The 13,073-nt window shown below is 41.5% G+C and carries 10 protein-coding genes and 2 pseudogenes; 11 read left to right on the top strand and 1 reads right to left on the bottom strand.

The window, feature by feature from the left end:
* Positions 1 to 45 precede the first annotated feature (45 nt).
* The 10 genes and pseudogenes from HUK49_RS03950 to ribF all read left to right on the top strand — a co-directional run bounded on the left by HUK49_RS03950 (position 46) and on the right by ribF (position 11,456).
* Positions 46 to 4,374, top strand: coding sequence for a PolC-type DNA polymerase III (locus HUK49_RS03950; RefSeq protein ID WP_191912736.1), 4,329 nt, complete (start codon positions 46 to 48; stop codon positions 4,372 to 4,374).
* A gap of 114 nt (positions 4,375 to 4,488) precedes the next feature.
* Entirely contained in the window at positions 4,489 to 4,971 is a 483-nt protein-coding gene (gene rimP, locus HUK49_RS03945; protein ID WP_102168717.1) for a ribosome maturation factor RimP, read from the top strand.
* A gap of 15 nt (positions 4,972 to 4,986) precedes the next feature.
* Positions 4,987 to 6,222, top strand: a complete 1,236-nt coding sequence (nusA, locus tag HUK49_RS03940) for a transcription termination factor NusA (RefSeq protein ID WP_191912735.1) — start codon at positions 4,987 to 4,989, stop codon at positions 6,220 to 6,222.
* A gap of 18 nt (positions 6,223 to 6,240) precedes the next feature.
* Positions 6,241 to 6,543 carry an RNase P modulator RnpM gene (rnpM, locus tag HUK49_RS03935; protein ID WP_102168715.1) on the top strand — a complete coding sequence of 101 codons (303 nt, stop codon included), beginning with the start codon at positions 6,241 to 6,243 and terminating at the stop codon, positions 6,541 to 6,543.
* A complete protein-coding gene (locus HUK49_RS03930) occupies positions 6,533 to 6,844 on the top strand; it encodes a L7Ae/L30e/S12e/Gadd45 family ribosomal protein (RefSeq protein WP_102168714.1) in 312 nt (103 codons plus the stop codon). The genes rnpM and HUK49_RS03930 overlap by 11 nt, the downstream gene beginning before the upstream one ends.
* A 13-nt stretch (positions 6,845 to 6,857) precedes the next feature.
* Positions 6,858 to 7,023, top strand: a pseudogene (locus HUK49_RS11635) (translation initiation factor IF-2 N-terminal domain-containing protein); the annotation flags it as partial.
* 176 nt (positions 7,024 to 7,199) lie between these two features.
* Positions 7,200 to 9,134: pseudogene (infB, locus tag HUK49_RS03925) on the top strand (translation initiation factor IF-2); the annotation flags it as partial.
* A gap of 15 nt (positions 9,135 to 9,149) precedes the next feature.
* Entirely contained in the window at positions 9,150 to 9,515 is a 366-nt protein-coding gene (gene rbfA, locus HUK49_RS03920) for a 30S ribosome-binding factor RbfA (protein WP_003716934.1), read from the top strand.
* Between the two features lie 58 nt (positions 9,516 to 9,573).
* A complete protein-coding gene (truB, locus tag HUK49_RS03915) occupies positions 9,574 to 10,473 on the top strand; it encodes a tRNA pseudouridine(55) synthase TruB (RefSeq protein WP_102168712.1) in 900 nt (299 codons plus the stop codon).
* A 14-nt stretch (positions 10,474 to 10,487) separates the two neighbouring features.
* Entirely contained in the window at positions 10,488 to 11,456 is a 969-nt protein-coding gene (ribF, locus tag HUK49_RS03910) for a riboflavin biosynthesis protein RibF (protein WP_191912733.1), read from the top strand.
* Positions 11,457 to 11,535: 79 nt separating this feature from the next.
* On the opposite strand, the gene HUK49_RS03905 is transcribed toward ribF, so the two are convergent.
* The gene (locus HUK49_RS03905) at positions 11,536 to 11,907 is read right to left on the bottom strand and encodes a hypothetical protein (protein ID WP_191912732.1); all 372 of its coding nucleotides are present in this window, start codon (positions 11,905 to 11,907) and stop codon (positions 11,536 to 11,538) included.
* Positions 11,908 to 12,021: 114 nt separating this feature from the next.
* Between HUK49_RS03905 and hrcA the strand changes: the two genes are divergently transcribed.
* Positions 12,022 to 13,071, top strand: a complete 1,050-nt coding sequence (gene hrcA, locus HUK49_RS03900; protein ID WP_191912731.1) for a heat-inducible transcriptional repressor HrcA — start codon at positions 12,022 to 12,024, stop codon at positions 13,069 to 13,071.
* The last annotated feature ends 2 nt before the right edge of the window (positions 13,072 to 13,073 follow it).

Genomic DNA, 13,073 nt, shown 5'->3' with positions numbered 1-13,073 from the left:
TTTGATTTATCAACGCGCCACTTTTTTATTGTAGGAGGATAAAAAGTGAGTTTATCACGACAAGAATTATTTCAAAAGCTACTTGAACAAATTCACTTTCCCGAAAAAGATAACCCTGCCTTTCATGATGCAAAGGTTCAATCTGTCGTAGTTCATAAGGATTCGCGTCTATGGGAATTTCATTTAATGCTCCGACAGCCGTTACCGTTTAACCTTTTTAGTGAATTTTCAAACGCGTTAACAATGGGCTTTCGGGATATTGCTAATACGCGGGTGAAAATTAGTAGTCCGATGACCGATCTTGATCTCAAGCTAATTGGTGATTACTGGGAATATGTAGTCCGTCAAACGGCTCCCGATTCACCGATGACCCAGCAAGTTTGTACACAGACATCACCTGAAGTTAGGGATGGTCGAGTAACTCTTGTTATTGAAAATGAGATGATGAAGGACTTCCTTACTAAAAATGTTTTAGGAAAGATTGAAGAGGATTATGTTGACCTTGGTTTTCCTAAATTTCGGATTCACCCGTTCGTTGATGAATCCGCTTCGGAAGCCCGGATTAAGGAATTAAAGGCTAAGCATGAAGCGGATGATGCTGCACTTGCTGCTAAGGCGATGGAACAGATTAAAAAGAATAATGTTGCTAAAAAGAAAAAGCAGCAAAGCAACGTGGCACCTGCCGATGGACCTGTTCAACTTGGTCGGGTAATTAATGATTCCCAAGAAGTTAAGCAGATGAAAGATATTGCTGAGGAAGAGCGCTCAGTTGTTGTTGAAGGGTATGTCTTTAGCACTGAAGTACGGGAACTACGCTCAGGTCGGCAATTATTGACATTTGAAATTACTGACTATACTTCTTCGTTTGCGGTAAAGAAGTTCTCCCGTAATGAAGCTGATGAAGCCCAATTTGCAAATATCAAAGAGGGAATGTGGCTTAAAGTTCGTGGCCCGGTGCAAGAAGATACATGGATGCATGATTTAGTTATTAATGCTTTTGACATTAATGAAATTAAGCATGAAGAGCGTCAGGATAAGGCGCCAGCTGATGATAAGCGAATTGAATTACATGCCCATTCAGAAATGAGTCAAATGGATGCTACTAATTCAATTACCGAATTAGCTAACCGTGCTCATTCGTGGGGACAGCCTGCAATTGCAATTACTGATCATGCGGACGTTCAAGCATTTCCAGAAGCATTCAAGGCAGCTAAAAAAACAGGGATCAAAATGCTCTACGGTGTGGAAGCAAACGTGGTTGATGATGGGATCCCGTTAGTGTATAACGAAAATGATACACCGCTAGATGGTCAGACATATGTTATCTTCGACGTTGAAACGACGGGACTTTCAGCAATTTATGATAAGGTGATTGAACTTTCCGCTTCGAAGATGAAAGATGGTGAAGTCTTGGAGCGGTTCGATGAATTTATTGATCCTGGTTTCCCCCTTTCTGAACAGACAACTAACCTAACATCGATTACTGATGAGATGGTTCAAGGTTCAAAAAGCGAGGAAGAAGTCTTCAGGATGTTTAAGGACTTCTGTGAAGGGTGTATTATTGCTGGTCACAACGTTTCCTTTGATATGGGATTCATGAATACCGGTTATCGTCGTCATAATATGGAAGAGATCACGGCTCCCGTTATTGATACTTTGCCGTTAGCACGATTCCTCTATCCTCATATGCGTGGATATCGTTTAAATACCTTAAGTAAAAAATTCAAGGTTGCTCTTGAGCACCACCACCGGGCAAATTACGATGCCGAAGCAACAGGGAAGCTGCTGCATATCTTTTTGAAGGATGCAGAAAAGCGGTATGGAATTAAACGAATCAATGATTTGAACAAGCATATGGCAGATAACGATGCTTACCGCCATGCACGGCCATTTCATGTTACAATTCTTGCCCAGACTCAAGAAGGATTGAAAAACCTTTACAAGTTGGTTTCGCTATCTAATGTCGAGTATTTTGCACGGGTACCACGAATTCCGCGTAGTATTCTGACCAAGTATCGCCAGGGGCTCCTTTTTGGCACTGCCTGCTCTTCAGGTGAAGTATTTACCGCAATGATGGAAAAGGGATTTGCTGAAGCCGAGAGAAAGGCTAAATACTATGACTTTATTGAAGTTCAGCCGAAGCCTAATTATCAGCCACTGTTGGATCAGAAGGTCATTGCTGATGACGCCCACTTAGAAGATATTTTGAAGAACATGGTTAAACTAGGTGAAAACCTAGAGAAACCAGTTGTTGCAACGGGAGATGTCCACTATTTGGATGCTCACGATGCTATTTATCGTAAGATCCTCATTAATTCTCAAGGTGGTGCGAACCCGCTTAACCGAACCAGACGACCGGACGTTCACTTTAGGACAACCGATGAGATGCTCAATGAATTTAGTTTTCTTGGGGCTGATAAAGCACACCAAATCGTTGTCACAAATACCCATCAGGTTGCGGATATGATTGATGACGGTATTTGCCCAGTTAAAGATAAGCTCTATACTCCCCATATGAAGGGCGAAGAACAAGAAATTCAAGATCGTACTTGGGATACTGCTAAGAAATGGTATGGTGATCCGTTACCAAAGATTGTTCAAGACCGGGTTGAGCTTGAGTTAAATAGTATTGTTAAAAATGGGTTCTCGGTAATTTATTTGATTGCTCAACGGCTAGTAGCAAAGTCAAATAAGGATGGTTATTTGGTAGGTTCTCGGGGATCTGTTGGTTCAAGTGTGGTTGCTACACTCTCTGGAATTACAGAGGTTAATCCATTGCCACCACACTACCGATGCCCTAAATGTCATTATTCTCACTTCTATACTAAGGGTGAATATAGTTCAGGATTTGACCTTCCAGAAAAGAAGTGTCCTAAGTGTGGAACACTATTAGTTAAGGATGGACATGATATTCCGTTCCAAACGTTCTTAGGGTTTAAGGGAAATAAGGTTCCAGATATTGATTTGAACTTCTCTGGAGACTATCAACCGATTGCTCATAACTACATGAAAGTATTGTTCGGTGAAAAGAATGTCTTTCGTGCTGGGACGATTGGTACTGTTGCCGATAAGACTGCCTATGGTTACGTTAAGGCTTATGAACGTGATACGGATAAGCAGTTTCGGGGACCAGAAGAGGATCGGCTTTCTCATGGTGCTACTGGTGTTAAACGAACAACAGGGCAGCACCCGGCTGGAATTATTATTGTTCCTGATGATATGGAGATTTATGACTTTACACCAGTTCAATATCCGGCTGATGATCAAGATGCAGCTTGGGAAACAACTCACTTTGATTTCCACTCTATCCACGATAATATTTTAAAGATGGATATTTTGGGACATGATGATCCAACGATGATTCGTGCCTTACAGGATTTATCTGGGGTTGATCCACAAACTATTCCGATGAACGATCCGGGAGTAATGAGCCTGTTCTCTAGTCCCGAGGCGTTGGGGGTGAGTGAAGAGCAGATCCAAAGTAAAACGGGAACTCTTGGCTTACCAGAATTTGGAACTCGTTTTGTTCGGGGAATGCTTGAAGATACTCACCCGAAGAACTATTCGCAACTCCTGCAAATCTCTGGACTTTCTCATGGAACGGGCGTGTGGTTGGACAACGCTCAAGAGTTAATTAAGCAGGGAGTCGCAACAATTGCCAATGTGATTGGATGTCGGGATAACATTATGACCGATTTAATTCACTATGGTCTTGACTCTGAAACTTCATTCCAGGTAATGGAATCGGTTCGTCACGGCCGAGGAATTCCTGACGATTGGCAAGAGAAAATGCGTGAGGCGAACGTTCCACAATGGTATATGGACTCGTGCTTGAAGATTAAATATATGTTCCCACGAGCCCACGCGGTCGCCTATGTTTTGATGGCGTTACGGATTGCGTACTTTAAGGTTTACTTCCCGCTTGTTTATTACTGTGCCTTCTTCTCTGTCCGTGCTGATGACTTTGACGTAGTTGCAATGTCACACGGTAAAGATGCTGTTAAGACACGGATGAAAGAGATTAATTCTCAAGGAAATGATGCAAGTGCTAAGGACAAGAGTTTGTTGACGATCCTTGAATTAGCTAATGAAATGTTAGAGCGGGGCTTTAAGTTCAAAATGGTTGATCTTGAGCGATCTGACGCAAGCAACTGGTTAATTGATGGTAATTCATTAATTGCTCCATTCCGTGCGGTTCCTGGTTTGGGACTAAACGTTGCTAAGCAGATTGTTGCTGCTCGGGAAGAAAAGAAATTCCTCTCAAAGCAGGATCTAGCTGAGCGGGGAAAGGTTTCACAGACAATTATAGATTTTATGACTCAGAATCATGTCTTAGATGGATTGCCGGATGAAAACCAATTAAGTCTGTTCTAGGGATAGTCGCTTGCTAGTTGAGTGAGTTCATGCTACAATTAATTATGGTAAATAACTCGTTGGAGTGAGCAGAGATGCTCGCTCTTTTTATTGCAAATAATGGAGGTGACGCAGTTGAGCAATGTCGTTGAAATAGTAACCGGATTAGCTAAACCGATTTTAGCCAAATATGATTGCTACCTTTACGATCTTGAATTCGTTAAGGAAGGTAAAAACTGGTACTTACGAGTTTATGTTGATAAGGATGGGGGAGTTACCCTAGAAGACTGTGCTGATATTAGTGATGAATTGAGTGAGGCGCTTGATAATACCGAACCTGATCCGATTCCTCAGGCATATTTCCTTGAGGTATCTTCTCCTGGTGCCGAACGTCCATTGAAGAAGGAAGCTGATTATGAGCGGGCAATCAATGATTACATTCACGTTTCCCTTTACCAGCAGATAGAAGGAAAAAAGGCATATGAGGGAACATTGGTTGAACTTACGCCTGACGAACTAACATTGGAATACATGGATAAGACTCGTCAGCGTCGAATTAAAATTGAACGTAAAATGATCGCGCAAGCACGATTAGCAATCGACTTTAGTAAGATTTAAAGGGAGTGTTAAAAGGTGAGCAAAGCAAAAACAAATACTGAAATGATCGCCGCTCTTGATTACTTAGAGAAAGAAAAGGGAATCAAGAAGGAAATTGTTATTGAAGCCTTGGAACAGGCTTTGGAACTCGCATATAAGCAAAATTACGGTGAAAAGAACGTTGAAGTTGACTTTGACGGGGTTACTGGTAATATCAAGGTTTATGCTGTTAAGACGATTACCGATAACGAAGACTTGGTTGAGGAAGATGACAACGAGTATATGAGCCTTGCCGATGCGCGGAAGTTGCCACATGGTCAAGGATACGATGTTGGTGATGAGATTCGTGAAGAAGTTACGCCACGTGATTTCGGCCGAATTGCAGCGCAAACGGCAAAGCAAGTTGTAATGCAACGGTTACGCGAAGAAGAACGGAAGATCATCTATAATAAGTACAAGAACTACGAGAATGAAATTATTACTGGTGAAGTTTCTCGTGAGGATAAACGTTTTACGTGGGTTGACCTTGGTGATGGTGTTGAAGGTGCCATGGGTTACCGGGATAAGATGCCTAATGAACACTACCATATTCACGACCGGATCCAAGTTTACGTTTCAAAAGTAAATGATGATCGTCATGGTCCACAAATCTTTGTCAGTCGGACAGCTCCAGAATTATTAAAACGGCTATTTGAACGGGAAGTTCCTGAAATCAAGGACGGGACAGTTTTAATCGAGAATATTGCCCGTGAAGCTGGAGATCGTGCTAAGGTAGCTGTTTATTCCAATGATCCAAACGTTGATCCCGTTGGTACTTGTGTCGGTCCTCGTGGTTCACGTGTTCAAGCAATTGTGAATGAGCTTGATGGCGAGAACATGGATATTGTTGAATATGTTAAGGACCCGGCTCAATTTATTGCTAATGCTCTCAACCCTGCAGAAGTTCTGGACGTTATTTTTAACGAACCGGAAGCTTCAGTTACTGAAGGACAATCAGAAGAAGATTCAACTGATGCTTCTGTAACGGAGAACACCGATGCCGCAACTGAGACGGAAAATACTGAAGAAGAGGAACCAGTTGCAACAACTGAAGAGCGTTCATGCACGGTTGTAGTTCCTGATAGCCAACTCTCACTTGCGATTGGTAAGCGAGGCCAAAATGCACGGTTGGCTGCTCAATTAACAAAGTACAAGATCGATATTAAGCCGGCTTCTGAGATGGAAAATAATACTGATACACTTGAAAAAGAAACTGACGCTTCAGAAGATTAAAGCAGCGGGGTGAAATAAATGAAAAAGAGAAAAATACCGATGCGTAAAGATATTGTTACTGGCGAAATGATGCCGAAGCGACAATTGATCCGAGTAGTTAAGAATAAGGAAGGCGAAGTTACGCTTGATCCAACCGGAAAAAAGTCTGGTCGGGGTGCATACATTGCGGTAGATGTAGAGATTGCTAAGCGGGCAAAGGAAGAAAAAACTTTCGAAAAAGCCTTTCATGTTAAGTTGGATGATTCATTCTATGATGAATTAATTCAATACACGGATCATCTTCAAGCACGACAAGCGTTATTTGGTAATAATGAAAAATAATCAACAATCCGTTTTGAACTTACTCGGATTAGCACGCCGCGCCAAACAAATTCAAAGTGGTGAGGGCGGTGTCTTAAAATTAATTCAAACAGGAAAAGCCCAGTTTGTTTTCTTAGCTCAAGATGCTGGTTCAGCAACATTAAAGAAGTTTACGGATAAATGTACCTTCTACAAGGTTCCACTCTGTACGCTTTTTACTAAAAAGCAACTAAGTCAAGCAATTGGACAGTCGAGAACTGTTATTTGTGTAACGCAATCTGGATTTGCAAGAAAGTTTGAGGAACTACTAACGATGAATTAAGGAGCGTGAGTACATGGCCAAAGAACGAATTTATGAATTAGCCAAAGAACTCAAGATGCCAAGCAAAAGCCTTGTAAAGGTGGCCAAGGATCAAGGGATGGATATTAAAAGCCATATGTCATCTGTAACGCCTGATCAAGCACAAAAGTTACGTCAAGTTGTTAAGGGGAACAACAAGAACGGCGCTAACCAATCTAAACAACATGCTAAGCACCACGAAAAGAATTCTCAGGCAAAAGCAGGGCATAAGGGAAACCAACAATCAATAAACCAAGCTAACCATAACAAGAAAAATGAACATCATGATCAAAAGCATCGTGATAATAACCATTCTTCTAAGCAAACAAACCAAAGCAATAACCGTCATCAAAATGATAACAACGGTCGCTTTGGCGGCAGCTTAAATGAATCTGGCCGAAAGGGTAAGCGATTCAATAAGAAGAATAAAAAGCGAAACAAGAAACATAACAACAATGGTCGTCTTCGTGAGGTTAAGCACCAACAACCTACTCAGCGAAAAGATAAGCCATTACCGGATGTTCTTGAGTATACCGAGGGAATGAATGCGCAAGATCTTGGGAAAATTTTGCACCGTTCACCAGCCGAGATTATTAAGAAACTCTTTATGCTCGGTGTAATGATTAACCAAAACCAATCCTTAGATAAGGATACAATTGAATTGTTAGCAACTGATTATGGAATTGAAGCTAAGGAAAAGGTTGAAGAAGATATTTCAGATATCGATAAGATGTTTGAAGAAGAGCAAAACAATACGGATCACTTAGTTTCTCGTCCACCAGTTGTTACGGTTATGGGACACGTTGATCATGGTAAGACTACGTTGCTTGATAAGCTTCGTCACTCACATGTTACTGAACATGAAGCTGGGGGAATTACTCAGGAGATTGGTGCTTACCAAGTTCATTACAAAGATGCTCTAATTACATTCTTGGATACGCCAGGACACGCTGCCTTTACTGAAATGCGTGCTCGGGGAGCTAATATCACTGATATTACTGTATTAGTTGTTGCCGCAGATGATGGTGTTATGCCTCAAACCGTTGAAGCTATCCACCACGCCCAAGCTGCCAAAACACCAATTATTGTTGCAGTTAACAAGATTGATAAGCCAGGTGCTAATCCGGAACGAGTAATTGAGGAATTAGCTAAGTACAACTTGATTCCAGAAGATTGGGGTGGTGACACAATCTTTGTTAACATCTCAGCTAAGTTTGGGAAGAACATTGATGAATTGCTTGATATGATTCAACTCCAAGCTGAAATGATGGAACTTAAGGCCAACCCAGACCAAAATGCTGCTGGTTCCGTTGTTGAAGCACGACTCGATCAAGGTAAAGGATCTGTTGCTACTGTTCTGGTACAACAAGGAACTTTACATGTCGGTGACCCAATTGTTGTTGGAAATACTTATGGCCGTGTTCGGACAATGACGAATGAAAATGGTCGGCGGATTAAGGAAGCTACCCCATCAACTCCTGTCGAGATTACCGGGCTTAATTCTGTTCCGGAAGCAGGGGACCGCTTTGTTGTCTTTGACGATGAAAAGACTGCCCGTGCTGCTGGTGAGAAGCGTGCAGAACAAGCACAAGAAGAAGAACGAAAGCGGACTTCTCACGTTACATTGGATAACTTATTTGATACGATGAAGAAGGGGCAAATGAAGACCCTCCCATTAATCATTAAGGCTGATGTTCAAGGTTCAGTAGAAGCACTTAGTCAAAGTTTGCAAAAGATTAAGGTTGACGGTGTTCGGGTTGATATTATTCACCAAGCCGTTGGTGCAATTAATGAATCCGATGTAACATTGGCTGAAGCTTCTAATGCCGTTATTATTGGTTTCAATGTTCGGCCAACTTCACTTGCAAAGTCATTAGCTGATTCAAATAAAATTGATATTCGTCTCCACCAAGTAATCTACAACGCAATTGAAGAAGTTGAAGACGCAATGAAGGGGATGCTTGAACCGGTTTATAAAGAAGAAACTATTGGTCAAGTTGAAGTACGGCAAATCTACAAGGCTTCTAAGGTTGGGACAATTGCCGGGGGAATGGTAACTTCTGGTAAGATTACCCGTGACTCCAAGGTTCGGCTTGTTCGTGACGGAATTGTCGTTTATAGTGGTGAACTTGGCAGTTTGAAGCGGTTCAAGGACGACGTTAAGGAAGTCAAGGCTGGCTTTGAATGTGGTTTGACAATTCAAAACTACAATGACATTAAGGAAAATGACGTTATCGAAGCCTACCAAATGAAGGAAGTACCAGTTAAGTAAACCGAGGTGATTAAAATGCCTAATAAGCAATATCGTGTTGATCGATTAGCTCAGGAAATCCAACGTGAAGTTGACGATATTCTCTTAAAGCGGGTTCGTGATCCTCGCGTACAAGGAGTAACTATTACTGGTGTAGATGTTACTGGTGATCTTCAACAAGCAACAATCTATTACAGTATCTTGTCTGATAAAGCTTCTGATATGGAAAAAGTTCAAGCTGGTTTGGATAAAGCAACTGGTTTAATTCGGAGTGAATTAGGTGCACGGTTGAACATTTTCAAAACACCTGAAATTAAATTTGAACGAGATAAATCAATTGCCTATGGAAGTCGGATTGATCAGCTGATCAATAAGCTTCACCAGCAAGAACAAGATAAGTAATTAAGGATGAACGAGCTGGGAGCTATCTCTTAGTTCGTTTTTTTATGGAGAGAATTATATGGATGGAATTATTCCCTTGTACAAAGAACGTGGAATGACAAGCTTTGATTGTGTCAGTCGGTTGCGGCGGATATTAAAGACCAAGAAGATTGGTCATTCAGGGACGTTGGATCCCTCTGTTGATGGTGTTTTGCCGATTTGTGTTGGTAATGCGACTAAAGTGGTAGAATACTTGATGCAGTCGGGCAAAGAATATCAGGGAGAACTAGTAATCGGGAAAGCGACAACGACTGAAGACTTTGATGGTGAAGTGATTGAAACTAAGCCAGTCGAAGAAGCAATTAGTAGTGAACTAATTAAGAGAGCAATGCAGAAAATGACGGGAGAAATCATTCAGATTCCACCAATGTATTCTGCCGTCAAGGTGAATGGTAAGCGTCTTTATGAGTATGCCCGTGCTGGTGAAACCGTGGAACGACCGCGACGGAAAGCGTTGATTAGTAGTTTTGTTATGTGTCGAAACGAATATGATTTAGAACATCAAGAACAACACGTTTATTTTAAGGTAAAGTGTAGTAAAGGAACTTACATTAGGACACTTGTCGCCGATTTAGCGCGCTCGCTTGGCTATCCTGGTGCGATGAAGTGGTTAACCCGGCTTGAAAGTGGTGGTTTTACGCTTGACCAGACTCTGAGCTTAAATGATATTCAAGATGCAGTAGCTCATCAAACAATTAATCGTCATCTTTACCCAATTGATTATGCCCTGAAAGACTATCCAGCAGTAGAATTAACTCCAGTACAATGGCAGTCTGTTCAGCATGGTGGCTGGCTTAAGGAGGATGAGTTGCAGACAGTAGCAAATGAAGTGGTCCTGAAATATGACGGTTCGACTAAGGCGCTATACCACTTAACGGCTCAGGGATATAAGCCAACAAAGATGTTCTCTGTAAAGTAAAGGAGGAAGGACAAGTGGAAGTAGTAAGAATCCACCACCCGTTGCAAAAGGAGTTAGTGCCTACAGGTCCGGTAGTACTCGCAATGGGCTTCTTCGATGGTGTCCATCGTGGTCACCAACAAGTGATTAATACTGCTAAAAAGATTGCTGAACAGGAGGACCTCCCGTTAGCAGTTTTAACTTATGATCATGCGCCCGGAATCGTTTATCAGCAATACCCAGGTGGTTTTAAATACCTGTCAACAACACCACGAAAGCTGGATCTTTTAAAACAATTAGGAGTAGATCTGGTATATTTGGTTAGCTTTACTTCTTCGTTTGCGAGTCTCTCGCCACAAGAATTTGTTGATCAGTATTTAATTGGTTTTCACGCCAAAACAGTGGTGGCAGGGTTTGATCATACTTATGGTAAAGCTGCGGTGGCAACGATGGCGCGTTTACCGGAGTACGCTAACAGCCGATTTAACGTAATCACGGTTCCAAAGTTTACTGGTAATGGTAACCACAAGATTGGTTCGCGGGTTATTCGTAAAGCGATTGATCAAGGGAATGTTGAATTGGCTAACCAGATGCTAGGTTATTATTACACGACAACGGGGATCGTTGTCCATGGCTTAGCACGGGGACGCACACTAGGTTTTCCAACAATTAACGTTGAAACTCCTGAAAGTGAACGTCTTCCCGGTATTGGCGTATACACTGTTCAAGTGCAAATTGGTCAAGAATGGTATGGTGGGATGGCGAGCGTTGGTCATAACATTACTTTTGGTGATCAAAATAAACTTACTGTTGAAATATACCTTTTTGACTTTGATCAGTTGGTATACGGCGAAGAAGTTAGAGTTCGGTGGTTTTATTATCAACGTGGTGAAATGAAATTTAATGGCGCTGATGAGCTTGTTGACCAGATGAAGCAGGATGAACAATTAGCTCGTCAGAATTTACAAAAAATTATCCCTGGTATAAAGCAGCCATTAGTTTAGAGATAACTTAATTTTTTCAATTGAAATAGTAAGGGATTGGGAAAAGCAATTTACTTTTTCCCAATCCCTTTTTCCAATATCAATGACGACTTGCTCGATGGTTGGCTGATTGACTAATTTTATGAACGTGTCGCTTAAACTTCATACCGCCGTCCGTGACTAACTTGAAGTGACGCATTTTAGCGTTGAATGGCCGGTTTGATAGTCGTATTGAAACCCAACGACGCATGATCTCTATCATTTCATCAAGCTCTTTACTAAGGCGATCGTTATTGGCCTTCATTACAGCATCATGAATGTCAGTTTGTAATCGATTAATCAAATTATTATGATAGTCAAGCAACTCCCTTGTTAGTGGGGCATTGCGGTAACTATTGAAGAGATTCTGAATAATTCGCATAGCATCTTCGGGACCACTTGGCGGAATAAATCGTTGCTTCTTATGTTTCATTGAAAAACTCCTAGATTTTATTTGACGTTTCTTGACTTTTACTATTCAGATTGTTATATTATACATGTGTTTAGCACTTAACCCTATAGAGTGCTAAAAGGGGAAGTGATACAAATGCTAACACAGCGTCAAAACAAGATCCTGCAAGCGATTGTACGTCAATATACCGCAACAGGTCAACCTGTCGGGTCAAAACACCTGGCAGAAAAATTACCTTTTAAGGTAAGTTCTGCTACGGTTCGAAATGAAATGGGTGTCCTTGAAGAAGTTGGTTTTGTTACCAAAGAACATTCATCTTCAGGACGGGTACCTTCTAAAAAGGGCTACCGTTATTATGTTGACCATTTGCTTGATCCAGAGGTTATTACTGACAACGACTTGGTAGTAATCCAAAATTCACTAGGAACAAGTTTTCAAAAGATTGATGAGATCATTTCGCACTCAGCTGATATTTTATCTGATCTTACTTCCTATACAGCCTTTACACTAAAGCCTGAGCAAGCTGATGTTCGGTTGAGCGGATTTCGGGTTGTTCCGTTAGGTAATCGAAAGGTGATCGCAATTTTAGTTACTGATAGCGGTGATGTCGAAAGTCAGGCATTTACGTTACCACGAAATTACGATACAGATGCTCTTCAAGCGGTTATTCGGATGATTAATGACCAGCTGGTGGGGCAGCCATTAGCTAACGTGATGAAGCGCCTGAATGATGATATTCCGCTTCGGGTGATGCACTACATGCAAAGTGCAGATGGCTTTTTGGATCTTTTTGATAGTGTCGTGTCAAGGGCAGCACGTGAGCAATTCTTTGTTGGCGGCCGGCTAAATCTCTTAGATTTCTCAGAAAAGCATGATTCGGTTGACTTACAGACACTGTATAGTTTGCTTGACCATAACGATCAGTTATCGAATTTGTTAGATTCAAATGTTTCTGACGATGGAGTAAACGTTAAGATTGGTTCTGAGATTTCAAAAGATAGGGCCTTGGATAACTATAGTTTGATCACGGCAACCTATGATGTTGACCAATATGGTAAGGGCATTATTGCAGTACTAGGCCCAACGAGGATGCCTTATTCACGGACGATTGGTTTAATGAATGCATTTCGTCAGGAGCTAGCAAAACGACTTTTAAACTTTTACCGTCATTACTACGATTCATAGGA

It is taken from the genome of Limosilactobacillus portuensis, assembly GCF_014838735.1.
Taxonomy (GTDB): Bacteria; Bacillota; Bacilli; order Lactobacillales; family Lactobacillaceae; genus Limosilactobacillus; species Limosilactobacillus portuensis.
The sequence above is the reverse complement of the archived record's forward strand: the minus strand, read 5'-3'. Positions and strand labels throughout refer to the sequence as shown.

Bases quoted from the DNA above. Each gene is read 5' to 3' on its own strand.
- rnpM (WP_102168715.1), top strand. From the start codon at position 6,241: ATGAAAAAGAGAAAAATACCGATGCGTAAAGATATTGTTACTGGCGAA.
- truB (WP_102168712.1), top strand. From the start codon at position 9,574: ATGGATGGAATTATTCCCTTGTACAAAGAACGTGGAATGACAAGCTTT.
- hrcA (WP_191912731.1), top strand. From the start codon at position 12,022: ATGCTAACACAGCGTCAAAACAAGATCCTGCAAGCGATTGTACGTCAA.
- HUK49_RS03930 (WP_102168714.1), top strand. From the start codon at position 6,533: ATGAAAAATAATCAACAATCCGTTTTGAACTTACTCGGATTAGCACGC.
- rbfA (WP_003716934.1), top strand. From the start codon at position 9,150: ATGCCTAATAAGCAATATCGTGTTGATCGATTAGCTCAGGAAATCCAA.
- HUK49_RS03905 (WP_191912732.1), bottom strand. From the start codon at position 11,907: ATGAAACATAAGAAGCAACGATTTATTCCGCCAAGTGGTCCCGAAGAT.